Source organism: Marinobacter sp. GH_1 (assembly GCF_048595985.1).
Classification (GTDB): domain Bacteria; phylum Pseudomonadota; class Gammaproteobacteria; order Pseudomonadales; family Oleiphilaceae; genus Marinobacter; species Marinobacter shengliensis.
This window is the reverse complement of record NZ_CP184460.1, coordinates 2,605,731-2,620,065: the sequence shown is the minus strand read 5'-3', so window position 1 is coordinate 2,620,065 and position 14,335 is coordinate 2,605,731. Positions and strand designations below refer to the sequence as shown.

Annotated in this window: 13 protein-coding genes; 9 read left to right on the top strand and 4 right to left on the bottom strand. The window is 58.7% G+C overall.

The window, feature by feature from the left end:
* Positions 1 to 26: 26 nt before the first annotated feature.
* The 4 genes from ACNSOI_RS11975 to ACNSOI_RS11960 are packed head-to-tail and all read left to right on the top strand — an operon-like array spanning position 27 to position 2,972.
* Positions 27 to 653 (top strand): methylthioribulose 1-phosphate dehydratase, encoded by a 627-nt coding sequence (locus ACNSOI_RS11975; protein WP_374787562.1) that lies wholly within the window; start codon positions 27 to 29, stop codon positions 651 to 653.
* Complete coding sequence (locus ACNSOI_RS11970; RefSeq protein WP_374787563.1) at positions 650 to 1,210, top strand: 1,2-dihydroxy-3-keto-5-methylthiopentene dioxygenase; 561 nt, start codon at positions 650 to 652, stop codon at positions 1,208 to 1,210. The genes ACNSOI_RS11975 and ACNSOI_RS11970 overlap by 4 nt, the downstream gene beginning before the upstream one ends.
* Positions 1,207 to 1,899, top strand: coding sequence for an acireductone synthase (mtnC, locus tag ACNSOI_RS11965; protein ID WP_106693675.1), 693 nt, complete (start codon positions 1,207 to 1,209; stop codon positions 1,897 to 1,899). The genes ACNSOI_RS11970 and mtnC overlap by 4 nt, the downstream gene beginning before the upstream one ends.
* An 11-nt stretch (positions 1,900 to 1,910) precedes the next feature.
* The gene (locus tag ACNSOI_RS11960) at positions 1,911 to 2,972 is read left to right on the top strand and encodes a DUF3080 domain-containing protein (protein ID WP_138435497.1); all 1,062 of its coding nucleotides are present in this window, start codon (positions 1,911 to 1,913) and stop codon (positions 2,970 to 2,972) included.
* A gap of 7 nt (positions 2,973 to 2,979) precedes the next feature.
* Here ACNSOI_RS11960 and ACNSOI_RS11955 read toward each other — a convergent pair whose 3' ends face one another.
* The 4 genes from ACNSOI_RS11955 to arsC are packed head-to-tail and all read right to left on the bottom strand — an operon-like array spanning position 2,980 to position 6,193.
* A complete protein-coding gene (locus ACNSOI_RS11955; RefSeq protein WP_420194111.1) occupies positions 2,980 to 4,785 on the bottom strand; it encodes a GspE/PulE family protein in 1,806 nt (601 codons plus the stop codon).
* A 28-nt stretch (positions 4,786 to 4,813) separates the two neighbouring features.
* Positions 4,814 to 5,173, bottom strand: a complete 360-nt coding sequence (locus ACNSOI_RS11950; RefSeq protein WP_061332656.1) for a DUF2069 domain-containing protein — start codon at positions 5,171 to 5,173, stop codon at positions 4,814 to 4,816.
* Positions 5,174 to 5,214: 41 nt separating this feature from the next.
* Positions 5,215 to 5,820: an NAD(P)H:quinone oxidoreductase gene (wrbA, locus tag ACNSOI_RS11945; RefSeq protein ID WP_420194110.1), complete on the bottom strand. Its 606-nt coding sequence runs from the start codon at positions 5,818 to 5,820 to the stop codon at positions 5,215 to 5,217.
* Between the two features lie 19 nt (positions 5,821 to 5,839).
* Complete coding sequence (gene arsC / locus ACNSOI_RS11940; RefSeq protein ID WP_138435500.1) at positions 5,840 to 6,193, bottom strand: arsenate reductase (glutaredoxin); 354 nt, start codon at positions 6,191 to 6,193, stop codon at positions 5,840 to 5,842.
* Positions 6,194 to 6,262: 69 nt separating this feature from the next.
* On the opposite strand from arsC, the gene ACNSOI_RS11935 reads away from it, so the two are divergent.
* The 5 genes from ACNSOI_RS11935 (at position 6,263) to ACNSOI_RS11915 (ending at position 14,333) form a co-directional block, all read left to right on the top strand.
* Positions 6,263 to 6,754 carry a TlpA family protein disulfide reductase gene (locus ACNSOI_RS11935; RefSeq protein ID WP_374787567.1) on the top strand — a complete coding sequence of 164 codons (492 nt, stop codon included), beginning with the start codon at positions 6,263 to 6,265 and terminating at the stop codon, positions 6,752 to 6,754.
* A 2-nt stretch (positions 6,755 to 6,756) separates the two neighbouring features.
* On the top strand, positions 6,757 to 10,239 hold the full coding sequence (dnaE, locus tag ACNSOI_RS11930) for a DNA polymerase III subunit alpha (RefSeq protein WP_286250430.1): 3,483 nt from the start codon (positions 6,757 to 6,759) through the stop codon (positions 10,237 to 10,239).
* Between the two features lie 102 nt (positions 10,240 to 10,341).
* Complete coding sequence (gene accA, locus ACNSOI_RS11925) at positions 10,342 to 11,295, top strand: acetyl-CoA carboxylase carboxyl transferase subunit alpha (RefSeq protein ID WP_286250428.1); 954 nt, start codon at positions 10,342 to 10,344, stop codon at positions 11,293 to 11,295.
* Positions 11,279 to 12,616, top strand: a complete 1,338-nt coding sequence (gene tilS, locus ACNSOI_RS11920) for a tRNA lysidine(34) synthetase TilS (protein WP_286250426.1) — start codon at positions 11,279 to 11,281, stop codon at positions 12,614 to 12,616. Before accA ends, tilS begins: the two co-directional genes overlap by 17 nt.
* An 88-nt stretch (positions 12,617 to 12,704) precedes the next feature.
* Complete coding sequence (locus ACNSOI_RS11915) at positions 12,705 to 14,333, top strand: CTP synthase (RefSeq protein WP_106693685.1); 1,629 nt, start codon at positions 12,705 to 12,707, stop codon at positions 14,331 to 14,333.
* Positions 14,334 to 14,335: the final 2 nt, after the last annotated feature.

The window sequence follows — 14,335 nt, the reverse complement described above, 5'->3', positions numbered from 1 at the left end:
GGCACGTTTCAACCGGGAGATTGCGTGTGTTTGATGTAACCCGATACGCCACAGCGGCTCAGTCCATCGTGGATGCAGGTCAGTTCCTTTACGGCCGTGGCTGGTCGCCTGCCACCAGCAGCAATTATTCTGCGCGGATCGACAGTGATCATGTGGCCATTACGGTGTCTGGCCGCCACAAGGGGCAGCTGACCGCCGCAGACGTCATGGTGGTTGATCTTGACGGCCGGCCGGTCCAAAGCCAGTGCAAATCCTCCGCAGAAACCCTGTTGCATACCGTGCTTTACCAGGTGTTCCCGGAGGTTGGTGCCGTCTTGCACACCCATTCCGTAAAAGCCACAGTATTGAGTCGGCTGATTGCTGCGGGTCAGGCGCTGGAGCTGGAAGGCTACGAATTGCAGAAGGCGTTTTCCGGCGTCGAGACTCATGAGGGTGCGCTGAGCATTCCGGTTTTCGACAACACTCAGGATATTCCGGCGTTGGCCGAGGACACCCGGGCCTGGTTTCTGGCCCATCCTGAACAACCCGGTTACCTGATTCGCGGCCACGGCCTGTATACCTGGGGTAAGACCATGGCGGATTGCCTGCGCCATGTCGAAGCCTTCGAATTTCTCTTTGAATGTGAACTTGAAACCATGAGGGTCCGCCCATGACTACCCTGAGCATATTTCACCAGAGCCAGCCGGACGAGGCCCACACCGTGATGACCGACCCGGGGGCTATCGGTGATGCGCTCGCCCGCCACGGAGTGCGTTTCGAACAGTGGCCAACCCGTGATCTGCCGGCGGATGCCAGCCAGGAGCAGATTCTGGAAGCCTACAGTGAAGAGGTTGCGCGCCTGAAGCAGGAATGCGGTTTCCAGACGGCCGATGTGGTCAGCCTGAACCCGGACAACCCGCAAAAGGAAGCCTTCCGCCAGAAGTTTCTGGACGAGCATACCCACAGCGAGGATGAAGTGCGGTTTTTCGTGCGGGGCCAGGGCCTGTTCTATCTGCACTTTGGCGACCAGGTGTATGCCCTGCTGTGCCAGCAGAACGATTTGATCAGTGTACCGGATGGCACACGCCACTGGTTTGATATGGGGCCAGAGCCGCAATTCACCTGCATTCGCCTGTTCACCAACCCGGAAGGCTGGGTTGCGAGCTTTACCGGCGAGGATATCGCCAGTCGACTGCCCCGTTACGAAGGGCTTGCGGGAGTGGCAGGATGATTCGGGTAGTTCTGACCGATATAGAGGGCACGACCAGCTCGATCTCATTCGTGCACGATGTGCTGTTTCCCTACGCCAGTAAACACTTGCCGGAATTTATCCGCACGAACCATCACACCACGCCGGCTGTGGCTGAACAGCTGGCTCTGGTCGCAGAAAAAAGTGGTGTCGACAGTAAAGATGTGGAGGGCCTGATTGATGTCCTCCAGGCCTGGATATCCGAGGATCGCAAAGAAGGGCCGCTCAAAGCACTGCAGGGCATGGTCTGGGAGCAGGGATATCACAGCGGAGAGCTGAAGGGCGATATCTATCCGGATGCGGCGGATTATCTTCAGCGCTGGCATGATCGGGGCCTAAGGCTGTTCGTATATTCCTCTGGTTCCGTGAAGGCACAGAAACTGATTTTTGGTTTCAGTAACGAAGGCGACTTTACGCCGTTTTTCTCCGGATACTTCGATACCGGTGTGGGCGGCAAAAAAGAAGCACAGTCTTACCGCAATATTCTTGCCGAGCTGGGTGTAGAGCCGGCGACCGTTCTGTTCCTGTCGGACGTGGAAGCCGAGCTCTCGGCGGCTGAGGAAGCTGGGCTTAAAACCGTCTGGCTGGTGCGTGATGGGGAGCTTCCTGACACTGGTCGGCCTGTTGCCCGTGATTTTGCGGAGGTAGACGCGCTACTGCGTAAACGTTAGGAGGTGGTCGAATGCCCGGTAGTTCATGTCTGAAATGGCTTATTCCGGGTGTTTGTGCCTTGTTTCTGGCCGGCTGCAATCCGTTCTCCGAAGCCGAGCCGATGATGGAAGAGTACCTGGAGCGCCTTGCCCGGGTGCTGGATACGCCATCGGTATCGGTTCCCTCTGATCTTCCCCCTGCCTCCACCGTACCCCGTCGCCGCGAACGTGTACTTGATATGCCTGAGCTGGATCTGGGCATGCTGGACTTTCTGTCGCTGTACGGGTGTGAACTTCAGTATGTGGTTGGCGAGCGAAACTCGGTGATGGGCCGGGTGATGCAGCCTCTTAACCGGCTGCGTTATGAAGTCCGGTTTATCCGAGCCGCGGAAGATTGCATGGCAGAGATCGACGACGAGCGCCTGGAGAAAACCCTCCAGGATGCGGTCGAGAGCAAGCGGGCATCATTGCCGGTGGCCATATGGAATGCGACCTGGGGAACGGAAGAGATTGAGCGCTTGTTGACTCTGTCCAAAGGGTTTTATCCGGTGGCCGCGGAGGGAAACCCGGTGTCTGATCTGGTGCGGGACCTGGGCCAGTTGAACCGGGCCGTATCCGATTTGTCGGTCCAGCAGCTCGATGTTCCCCTCGATGCACTTGGCGGAGTGCACCAACGCTGGCAATCGGAGTTTCGCGCCGGGCAGGTGATCAACAGCGCCCGGCTGTTGATTGCAACCCTCAATGCAGGAACAGAGACCCTGAAAGCGCGCCTTGATGAGCGTCCATTATGTCTGAATGGCCGGCCGAATAATCAATCAGAAATCGTCCGAAATTTCTTCTTCAATGTGTACATTGGTGAAATCCAGCCCTACATGAGCGATGTCAGCCGGGCCCGGGATTCGCTGATCGGGGCTCTGGCGGAGCTGGCGGACCAGCAAACTGCCGTTATGCCGGCGAGCTTTCAGGACTGGTACCAGCGTCATTTGTCAGCCGATGCTGAAGTCAGCCTCTGGCGGGAGCTGGACCAGGCCATGATGCAGCACACCCGGCACTGGCAGGAACTGTTGGAGCAGTGCGGTCTGCGCCCGGGTTGATGCGGGTTCAGCGCTGGCTTTCCGGGGTCACCCGCAGGATTTCTTCCACCGTGGTCTGGCCGGCGGCCACTTTCTGTGCGCCACTGAGGCGCAGGGATTTCATGCCTTCTTTGTAGGCGTCCAGCCTTAACTGCTCGAGTTCGCAGTGATCATTGATCTGGCGAGTCAGGTGGTCGGAGAGCGTCATGATTTCATAGACCCCGGCGCGGCCCATATAGCCGGTATTGCGGCATTCGAGGCAGCCCACCGGATGATAGAACTGACGGGGAACCGGCGCTTTCCAGGGGCGGGTCAGTGTTTGCCAGGCCTGCTCGTCGGCCTCACCCGGAGCCTTGCAGTGGGGGCACAGGGTGCGGGCTAGGCGCTGGGCCATCACCCCCAGCACCGTGGCCCGGATCAGGTAGGGCGGGATGCCCAGTTCCATCAGTCGGGTAATGGCACTCGGGGCGTCGTTGGTGTGCAGGGTGGAGAGCACCAGGTGGCCGGTCAGCGCTGCCTGTACCGCCATCTCGGCGGTTTCCAGGTCGCGGATTTCACCAATCATGATGATGTCCGGGTCTTGCCGTAACAGGGCCCGAACGCCGTGGGCGAACGTCAGGTCGATGTTGGTCTGCACCTGCATTTGGTTGAACGCTGGCTCCACCATCTCAATGGGGTCTTCAATGGTACAGATGTTCAGTTCCGGCGACGCCAGCTGTTTGAGGGTGGAGTACAGGGTGGTGGTCTTGCCGGAACCGGTAGGGCCGGTCACCAGTACAATGCCATGGGGGCGGGCGGTCATGGCCTGCCAGCGCTCCCGGTCTTCTTTACTGAAGCCTAGCTGCTCGAAGGACTTCAGCAGCACCTCCGGATCAAAAATCCGCATCACCATCTTCTCGCCAAAGGCGGTGGGCATGGTGGCCAGGCGCAACTCCACCTCGCTGTTATCCGGTTTTCGGGTTTTGATCCGGCCGTCCTGGGGCCGGCGTTTCTCGGCCACATTCAGGCGCCCCAGAATTTTCAGACGGCTGGTGACAGCCACCCCGACATGTTCCGGAAACTCATAGACGTTATGCAACACGCCATCAATACGAAAACGCACCTGGGTGACCGCCCGGCGTGGTTCGATGTGAATGTCTGAAGCGCGCTGGTCAAAGGCATACTGCAACAACCAGTCGACAATCTTGACCACGTGCTGGTCATTGGCATCCGGGTTTTCGTTGGTACCTATGTCCAGCAGTTGTTCGAAATTCTGATTGCTGGCGGCACCCGGGGCCTGGCTGCCGCTGGCCTTGCTCACGGAATTGGCGAGCTGGTAGAACTCCACCGTGTAGCGCCGGATGTCTTCCGGGTTGGCAACGACACGGCGAATGTCCTTGCGAATGGCCTGTCGAAGGTTGCTTTCCCATTCGGTCTTGAATGGTTCTGTGCTGGCAATCAGCACTTCATCCTGGCGTATCTCTACCGCCAGAATGCCGTGGCGCTGGGCAAAGGCGTAGGACATCACCCGGGCGATGGCCGGCGTGTCGATCTTGAGCGGGTCTATGTGGTAGTAATCCTGGCCCGCCCATCGGGCCAGCCAGCTGGTCAGCCGATCAAGATTCAGGGTTCGGCCATCCCTGAGGCTGGTAATGCCGGCAATGGCAACCAGTTCCAGGGGGTGCCGCGGAGAAGTTCGTCCGTCCTGGGTAGCGGCCCCCAGGTTGGCCGTGAGCACCTTCTCAGCATCCTGCTGGCTGATTTCGCCACTTTCCACCAGGGCAGAGCAGATGTCTCGCAGGGTGAGGGTGTGCCGATGTGGTGGTGCTGGCATGGGGGGCGTTTGATCAGCCATCGTTGTGCTCTCCGGGTGTTATGGGCACTCAGTTGGCAACCGGCCGGTTTACTTTCAGGTGAACCATGGCGACGGTGAACAGTAGGAATGTAAGCACTGTGAGAATCATCGGGCCTGGGGCGCCTTCGCTCAGCCAGGCGGAGACCACGGCCTGGGTGAAGTAAAAAATCACCACGAAGGCCATCCAGATGTACCCGCGATTGTGCCCCCGGAATACCGGTACTGCAAACGCCAGCAGGGGTAACAGTTTCACCGTCAACATCAGGGGAATGGACACGCCTTCCACTGGCGCTGGATAGAATGTTGTCAACAGCAGTGTGGCCAATACCGCAAGGTACAGCGCAATGGTTATGCGGGCCGTGGTTTTTGCTTTTTCATTTTTGAGCATAAAAGGTTCCGGGTGGTTGAAAGTTTGGATGCTGGCGGTGATCAACCGGCAAGTTTGAGCGCCAGCCGGGCAAGGCGCTCACCAAAGGCCTGGCACAGGGCCTTTTCATGGTCACTCAGCGCCTGCTGTGCACCGGTACCTGCCCAGTGGGTGGGGCCGTAAGGCGTGCCGCCGGTCGAGGTCTCATTCAGGGCACTCTCGGAGTAAGGCAGCCCGCACAGTACCATGCCGTGGTGCAGCAATGGCATCATCATGGTCAGCAGCGTGGTTTCCTGGCCGCCATGCAGGCTGCCGGTAGAGGTGAAGGCGCCAGCAGGTTTACCAACCAGCTTGCCGTTAAGCCACAAATCGCCGGTACCATCGAGAAAGTGTTTGAGCGGGGCCGCCATATTGCCAAACCGGGTAGGGCTGCCCAGGGCCAGCCCGGCGCAGTTTGCGAGATCTTCACGGGTGGCGTAAGGGGCGCCGCTGTCCGGCACCGGGGGCATGCTGGCGCTGGTGTCTGGTGACACTGGTGGAACCGTGCGGATTTTCGCCTCAATGCCACCCGCTCGGGCGACGCCGCGGCCAATTTGGTTGGCCATCTCGGCGGTCTGGCCGTTGCGGCTATAGTAAAGCACAAGAACGTACGGTGTAGCGTTGCTCATGGCTGCTCCAGGGGATGGCTCAAAGAATATCCAGTACGTTCTCTGGCGGACGCCCGAGGGCTGCCTTTCCATTGGCCAGAACGATAGGGCGTTCGATCAGTTTCGGGGTATTTACCATGGCCTTGACCAGCTCTTCCCTGGTCAGTTCCGGGGCGTTCAGGCCAAGTTCTCTGTACTCGGATTCCTTGGTACGCATGAGCTGGCGGGGTTCACAACCCAGAAGATCAAGAATGTGTAACAGTTCCTGCTCTGTCGGTGGTGTCTCGAGGTAGCGTATAATCTCCGGCTCGACGCCCTTTTGCTGAAGCAGCTCAAGGGTCTGGCGTGATTTTGAACACCGTGGGTTATGGAAAATGCGGGTTGGTTCTGTCATGGTCATGCCCGGTTAACAGTGATGAGTACGGTCTTTAATGAGGGCCGTAGTCTAACAGGAGGATTTACCTTGCAGTACCCTCGGTACCCGTCCGTTCCCCGCCCCAAGGTTTCTGAATGGCCCAGGCGCTTGCTGCTGATTCCAGCCGCTATTATGGTGCTGGCCCTGGCGGGTTGCGAGAGAACGGAGTTGCAACGTGCCGATGGTGTGGCGGTGGACTGGGACAGTTACCGTGGCCAATGGGTGCTGGTGAACTACTGGGCCGAATGGTGCAAGCCCTGCCTGGAGGAGATTCCTGAGTTGAATCATCTCGACAAGTCACCGAGAATTTCGGTGCTGGGCGTCAATTTTGACGGCGTTGAAGGCGCCGCGCTTGTGGACCTGGGCCAGAGAATGGGCATTGAATTCACCATGCTGGGCCAGGATCCGGGCCCCGACTTTGGCTGGAAGATGCCGATGGCACTGCCCGCCACGTTCGTGGTGGACCCGGCGGGCAAACTGATAGAAACACGCTTTGGTCCCCAAACCGAAGAAGATCTGATGCAACTGATCGGTAGCTGACCATGGCACAGACGTTCGTACATCTTCGCGTACACTCCGAATACTCCATGGTGGATGGCCTGGTAAGGGTCAAGCCACTGATTAGCCGTGTGGCCGAGTTGGGCATGCCGGCGGTGGGCCTCACCGAACAATCCAATATGTGCTCGCTGGTGCGCTTTTATAAGGCGGCCATGGGTGCTGGTGTGAAGCCGATTATCGGTGCCGATCTTTGGCTGGAAAATCCTGATGAGCCGGAAAACCCGTTCCGGCTCACGTTGCTGGCGCGGGATGAGAAAGGCTATCTGCACCTTACCGAAATCATTTCCCTGGGCTACACCGAGGGCCAGCGCTACGGCAAGCCGATTATCCGGAAGGCCTGGCTGGAAGCCCGTGCGGCGGGTCTGATTGCGCTTTCCGGCGCCAAAATGGGCGATGTGGGCAAGGCCCTGCTGGCGGGCAAGCCGGAACTGGCCCGGGAACGGGCTCAATACTGGAAGAATCTGTATCCGGGCAGCTACTACCTGGAGCTGCAGCGTACCGAGCGGGCAGGTGATGAGGATTGCCTGCACCTGAGCGTCGAGCTGGCGGCTGAATTGGGCCTGCCGGTGGTTGCCACCAATGATGTGCACTTCCTGACGGCGGACGATTTCGAAGCCCACGAGGCCCGAGTCTGTATCGGTGAGAGCCGAACACTGGATGACCCCCGTCGGGACCGGCGATTCAGCGACCAGCAGTATCTTCGCAGCGCGGAAGAGATGATCGAACTGTTTTCGGACATCCCCGAGGCCGTTGAAAACACGGTCGAGATTGCCCGCCGCTGTTCGGTCAAGGTCCGGATGGGCGAATACTTCCTGCCGAACTACCCGATTCCCGATGGCATGACCATGGACGAGTATTTCCGGCATGTGTCCGAGGAAGGTCTGGAGATGCGCCTGGAAACCATCCTGAGCAAGGATGATCCGGAGTATGACCAGAAGCGGGAAGAGTATTACAAGCGCCTGAAGTTCGAGCTGGACATCATTATTCAGATGGGCTTCCCCGGCTACTTCCTGATCGTTATGGACTTTATCAAGTGGGCCAAGAACAACGGTGTACCGGTAGGCCCCGGCCGGGGTTCCGGTGCCGGTTCCCTGGTGGCCTACGCGCTGCTGATTACGGATCTTGACCCACTGGAGTACGACCTGCTGTTTGAGCGATTCCTGAACCCGGAACGGGTTTCCATGCCGGACTTTGACGTCGATTTCTGCATGGAAGGCCGGGACCGGGTGATCGAATACACCGCTGAGAAATACGGCCGGGAAGCGGTTTCCCAGATCATTACCTTCGGTACCATGGCCGCAAAGGCGGTGGTGCGGGATGTGGCGAGGGTACAGGGCAAGTCCTACGGCCTGGCAGACAAACTGTCCAAGCTGATTCCGTTTGAAGTGGGCATGACGCTCAACAAGGCTATTGAGCAGGAGCCCCAGCTCAAGGAGTTTCTGGAGCAGGACGAAGAAGCCCAGGAAATCTGGGAGATGGCCCTCAAACTCGAGGGCGTTTGCCGTAACGCCGGCAAGCATGCCGGTGGCGTGGTGATTGCGCCCACCAAGATTACCGATTTCTCGCCCCTGTACTGTGACGACGAAGGCGGCAGCCTGGTCACACAGTTTGACAAAGGCGATGTGGAAGACGCGGGCCTGGTGAAGTTCGACTTCCTGGGTCTTCGGACCCTGACCATCATCAAGTGGGCCTTGCACATGATTAACCCGCGCCGACAGGCGCAGGGTCAATCAGAACTGGACATTGCCACCATCCCGCTGGAAGACAAGCGCTCCTTCGAGTTGCTCAAAAAGGCGGAAACCACCGCCGTTTTCCAGCTGGAATCCCGCGGTATGAAAGATCTGATCCGGCGCCTGCAGCCGGACTCCCTGGAAGATATGATCGCCCTGGTGGCCCTGTTTCGTCCGGGGCCGTTGCAGTCGGGCATGGTAGACGACTTTATCGACCGTAAGCATGGCCGCCAGCCGTTGTCTTACCCACACCCGGATTATCAGTATGAAGGCCTGAAGCCGGTATTGGAGCCCACTTATGGGGTTATCCTCTACCAGGAGCAGGTCATGCAGATTGCCCAGGTGATGGCGGGCTACACCCTCGGTAACGCCGACATGCTGCGCCGGGCCATGGGTAAGAAAAAGCCGGAAGAGATGGCCAAGCAGAAGGCATTTTTCCTGGAGGGTTGTGCCAATAATGGCATCGATGAAACCCTGGCGGAGAACATCTTCGATCTGGTGGAAAAGTTCGCCGGCTACGGTTTCAACAAATCCCACTCCGCCGCCTATGCTCTGGTGTCGTATCAGACCCTGTGGCTCAAGGCCCACTACCCGGCCGAATTCATGGCCGCAGTACTCACCGCCGATATGCAGAACACCGATAAGGTGGTCACGCTGGTGGAAGAGTGCCGGAACATGAAGCTGGACCTGCTGGTGCCGGACGTCAGCCGTTCCGCTTACACCTTTACCGTCAATGACGACGGGCAGATTGTTTATGGTCTTGGCGCCATCAAAGGGTTGGGTGAGGGCCCGATTGATAGCATTGTGGAGGCCGCCAAAGACGGCCCGTTCCAGGATATTTTCGATTTCTGCCGCCGGGTTGACCTGAAGAAGGTCAACAAGCGTGCCATGGAGGCGCTGATCCGGGCCGGGGCCATGGACAAACTGGGTGCCGGGCGCGCGCAGCTGATGGCCAGTATCGACAAGGCCGTGCAGCAGGCAGACCAGCAATCCCGAAACGATGCCGCCGGCATGATGGATATGTTTGGCGAAATGCTGGAGAGCAGCGGTGAGGGTGAAGACCCCTACGCCGATGTGGCCCATGTGCGGGAGTGGCCTGAAAAAGAACGCCTGAAGGGCGAGAAGGATACCCTTGGTATCTATCTTACGGGCCATCCGTTTGATGAATACGAGCGGGAAGTCCGGCGTTTTGTCCGTAACTCCATCGCGGATCTGAAGCCCAACAAGTCACCCCAGCGGGTGGCTGGCCTGGTGGTTGCCCAGCGCACCATGAAAACCCGCACGGGTTCCACCATGTGCTTTATTACACTGGATGACCGCAGTGCTCGGATAGAAGCCACCCTGTTCTCTGAGGCGTTTTTCGAGAACCGGGAACTGCTGCAGTCAGATCAGGTGATCGTTGTGGAGGGGCAGGTCAGCCACGATGACTACTCCGGGCAAATGAAAATGCGCGTCAGTTCAGTGATGGACGTGGCCACCGCGAGGCAGCAGTTCAGCCGTGGCATCCGGCTGGCGCTGCACGCGGAACAGTTGCAGAACGGGCTGCTGGACAAACTGGACGATACCCTGCGCCCGTTCCGCAACGAAGGCAGCCCGGTGTGGATTGAATACAGCAGTGCTGAGGCCAGAACCCGCATTGAGCTGGGTGAGTCCTGGCGAGTACAGCCGGATGACAACCTGTTGTTCGAGCTCAGACACCTGGTAGGCGAGAAGTCCGTGGAACTGGTCTATGATTAATACCAATGTCCGCTTTAGCTGTGCCGGTTGCACTGCTATCTTTGTCCCAAATTCTGGTTTTGGTGGGGTGAAACCTGCCTGGCAATCAAATGATGGAACATCATGAACCCTAATTACCTTGATTTCGAACAGCCGATCGCCGACCTGGAAGCCAAGATTGAAGAGCTTCGCATGGTTGGCAACGACACCGACATCAATATCACCGATGAAATCAGTCGGTTGAAGAAGAAGAGTGTCAGTCTGACAGAAAGCATATTTTCTGATTTGCAGTCCTGGGATGTTGCCCGTTTGGCCCGGCACCCGCGCCGGCCCTACACCCAGGATTACATTGATCTGATTTTCGAAGATTTCGACGAGCTGCACGGCGATCGCCGCTACGCCGACGATTTATCCATTGTTGGTGGTACAGCCCGGCTGGACAACAAGCCAGTAATGGTAATCGGCCATCAGAAAGGCCGCGAAGTGCGTGACAAGGTTAAGCGCAACTTCGGCATGCCTCGCCCGGAAGGTTACCGCAAGGCCCTGCGCCTGATGGAAATGGCCGAGCGTTTCAAGATGCCAATCCTCACCTTCATTGACACGCCGGGTGCCTACCCTGGTATCGGCGCCGAAGAGCGTGGCCAGAGTGAGGCCATTGCCTTCAACCTGGCGGTCATGTCCCGGTTGAAAACGCCGATTATCTCTACAGTGATCGGTGAGGGCGGTTCCGGTGGTGCCTTGGCCATTGGTGTGTGTGATCAGCTGAATATGCTGCAGTACTCCACCTATGCCGTTATTTCGCCGGAAGGCTGCGCTTCCATTCTCTGGAAAAGCGCCGAGTATGCAGCCCAGGCTGCCGAGGCCATGGGTGTCACCGCCCAGCGCCTGAAAGAACTGGGTGTTGCCGACAATGTGATTGAAGAGCCTCTGGGCGGTGCTCACCGTAATCCGGAAAGGATGGCTGAAACCCTGAAGGCCAGGTTGGCCAAGGGTGTCGCGGAACTGAGCCGGTTACCTCTGGACGAATTGGTGTCCCGCCGGTACGAGCGCCTTACCAAATATGAAAGCGGGCGGTAACACCGCCCGGGAATCTGGCTGGCCCGACGACTTGCGCGGGCCGGTCAGCTCACTCCCTGACAGCTCCCGCATCCTGGTCGCCCTCAGTGGTGGCCTGGACTCCGTCTTATTATTGCATGTGGCGGCAGCCTGCCACCGTAATGTCTGTGCTTTGCACATCAATCATCAACTGCAGCCTAATCATCGGCAGACAGAGCAGTTCTGCCGGTCGCTCTGTGAGCGGTTGTCTGTTCCCCTCCTGGTTGAGCGTGTGGACGTTGCAGTGGGCGAGTCTGGCTCCGGTGGTCTTGAGGAGGCGGCCAGGCTGGCCCGATATGACGTGTTCCGGCGGGTACTGGGGGCTGGCGACCTGTTGTTGATGGCCCACCACGCAGACGATCAGGTCGAAACGGTGTTGTTTCGTTTGCTCCGGGGAACCGGTGTAACGGGTCTGGCGGGCATGCCTGAAAGCCGCCGTCTTGGCCAGGGAGCCCTGTTTCGACCCTGGCTGGCGGTAAGCCGTGACCGGCTGGAGCAGGTTGCCCGGGATGTCGGTCTCTCCTGGGTGGAAGATCCCAGCAATACCAGCCTGGCATTTGATCGCAATTACCTGCGCCACGCTGTGCTGCCGGGGCTCAAGGAGCGCTGGCCTGGCCTGCTGAAACGGATGGAGCACAGTGCCAGGGCCTGCGCCGAAAGCGATACGCTCAGTCATCGGCTGGCGGAACTGCAGTGGCAGATGTGTTCTGATTCAGGTCAGCTCCGACTGGCGTCGATTCAGGCCCTGAGCCCGTTGGAGCAGAGAAATCTGGTTCGATGGTGGATTCACCGGCAGGGTTTGAAAATGCCTGCCCTGGCAGATTGGGATCAGTCGCTGGCGGAGTTGGTTCAGGCCGGCGAAGACCGGACGCCGGAGATTCGTGGTGATGGTTTCAGTTTGCGGCGATATCGGGGCTACCTGTACCTGGTGCCAAACGTGGAAGTGCCGGCGCACTCCGCTGGCCTTGAGCCCGGCCGCACGCTGCAATGGGGCCCCTGGACACTACGGCTCACGCCAACAGCCACTACACCGGAAGCAGCGCCCCCGCCAATACGGGTATCTACGAGGCAGGGCGGCGAAAGGCTTCGCTTTGAGGAGGGCGGGCACTCTCGATCGTTGAAAACCTGGTTGCAGGAACAAGGAGTGCCGCCCTGGGAGAGGGCTTTACTGCCGCTGGTTTACCACGAAACACCCGGTGCCAGTGAGCTGATTGCCGTTGGCGATTTGTGGTGTTCTGAACAATACTCGGGAAGCGCCCCTGCCGCCGGCTGGCGGCTGATTGTGGAGAGGGATTGTGATTGAGTACAGGGGGGCTTTCTGGTAGTCTGGCGACCCATCTTGAGATGAACAATCTCCCTCCTTCACCGAACCAGATAATCACGGAATCTGCATGACGCGTTATATTTTCGTCACCGGCGGTGTCGTGTCCTCATTAGGCAAAGGTATTGCGTCTGCCTCACTGGCAGCCATCCTCGAGGCACGCGGCCTGAAGGTCACTATTCTCAAGCTGGACCCGTACATCAACGTGGACCCCGGCACCATGAGCCCGTTCCAGCACGGTGAGGTTTTTGTCACCGAAGACGGCGCGGAAACCGACCTCGACCTGGGCCACTACGAGCGCTTTATTCGTACCCCCATGAGCAAGCGCAATAACTTCACCACCGGCCGGGTGTACGAAGAAGTTATCCGTAAAGAGCGTCGCGGTGATTATCTTGGCGGTACCGTGCAGGTGATCCCGCACATTACCGACGAAATCAAACGCCGTGTGGTGGAAGGCGCAGCCGGCTCTGACGTGGCCCTGATTGAAGTGGGCGGCACGGTCGGGGATATCGAATCCCTGCCGTTCCTGGAGGCCTGTCGTCAGCTGAAGGTGGAAGTAGGTTCGCAGCGCGCGCTGTTCATGCACCTCACTTTGGTACCTTACATCGCGACCGCCGGCGAGATCAAAACCAAGCCGACCCAGCATTCCGTAAAAGAAATGCGCTCCATCGGCCTGCAGCCGGATATCCTGCTGTGCCGCTCCGAGCACGAAGTGGATGCCAGCTCCCGTCGCAAGATTGCCTTGTTCACCAACGTGGAAGAGCGGGCGGTTATCCCGATGCAGGACGCCAAGTCCATCTATGCCATTCCGCGCATGCTGCACGAATACGGCCTGGACCAGCTGGTCATCGAGCGCTTCGGTCTGGATGCCCGTGAAGCAGATCTGGGCGAGTGGGATGCCGTTGTGGAATCGTTGATGAATCCGCAGCAGGAAGTCACCATTGCCATGGTCGGCAAGTACATGGAGCTGCTGGATGCGTACAAGTCGCTGATTGAATCCCTGCTGCACGCCGGCATCAAGACCCGCACCAAGGTCAATATCAACTACATTGACTCCGAAGACATCGAGCGTGATGGCACCCGTGTGCTGGAATCCGCCGATGCCATCCTGGTGCCGGGCGGCTTTGGCGAACGGGGCGTGGAAGGCAAGATCCGCACTGTTCAGTACGCCCGTGAAAACAAGGTTCCGTATCTGGGCATCTGCCTGGGTATGCAAGTGGCGGTTATCGAATACGCCCGCAACGTGGCCGGCCTGAAAGACGCCCACAGTACCGAATTCCGCGAGCACACCCCGGAGCCGGTGGTTGGGCTGATCACTGAATGGCTGGATGCCAGTGGTGCTACCGAAGCGCGCACCGAAGCTTCTGATCTGGGCGGCACCATGCGCCTGGGTGCGCAGGATTGCATACTGACAGACGGCTCCACGATCGCTGCCTGCTATGGCAAGAAAACCATTCGCGAGCGCCATCGCCACCGCTATGAAGTCAACAACCACTTCCTGCCCAGCCTTGAGGAAGCCGGCCTGAAAATCTCTGGTCGTTCCGCAGATGGCAAGCTGGTGGAAGTCGTTGAGGCGCCGGAACATCCGTGGTTCGTGGCATGCCAGTTCCACCCGGAATTCACCTCAACACCGCGCGATGGCCACCCGCTGTTCAAAGGCTTTGTTGAGGCGGCACTGGCCAACCGGAAAGGATCCTGAGC

Excerpts from the sequence above, each read along its gene's own strand:
- ACNSOI_RS11970 (WP_374787563.1), top strand. The coding sequence starts at position 650 with ATGACTACCCTGAGCATATTTCACCAGAGCCAGCCGGACGAGGCCCAC.
- mtnC (WP_106693675.1), top strand. The coding sequence starts at position 1,207 with ATGATTCGGGTAGTTCTGACCGATATAGAGGGCACGACCAGCTCGATC.
- ACNSOI_RS11960 (WP_138435497.1), top strand. The coding sequence starts at position 1,911 with ATGCCCGGTAGTTCATGTCTGAAATGGCTTATTCCGGGTGTTTGTGCC.
- ACNSOI_RS11955 (WP_420194111.1), bottom strand. The coding sequence starts at position 4,785 with ATGGCTGATCAAACGCCCCCCATGCCAGCACCACCACATCGGCACACC.
- ACNSOI_RS11950 (WP_061332656.1), bottom strand. The coding sequence starts at position 5,173 with ATGCTCAAAAATGAAAAAGCAAAAACCACGGCCCGCATAACCATTGCG.
- wrbA (WP_420194110.1), bottom strand. The coding sequence starts at position 5,820 with ATGAGCAACGCTACACCGTACGTTCTTGTGCTTTACTATAGCCGCAAC.
- arsC (WP_138435500.1), bottom strand. The coding sequence starts at position 6,193 with ATGACAGAACCAACCCGCATTTTCCATAACCCACGGTGTTCAAAATCA.
- dnaE (WP_286250430.1), top strand. The coding sequence starts at position 6,757 with ATGGCACAGACGTTCGTACATCTTCGCGTACACTCCGAATACTCCATG.
- accA (WP_286250428.1), top strand. The coding sequence starts at position 10,342 with ATGAACCCTAATTACCTTGATTTCGAACAGCCGATCGCCGACCTGGAA.
- tilS (WP_286250426.1), top strand. The coding sequence starts at position 11,279 with ATGAAAGCGGGCGGTAACACCGCCCGGGAATCTGGCTGGCCCGACGAC.
- ACNSOI_RS11915 (WP_106693685.1), top strand. The coding sequence starts at position 12,705 with ATGACGCGTTATATTTTCGTCACCGGCGGTGTCGTGTCCTCATTAGGC.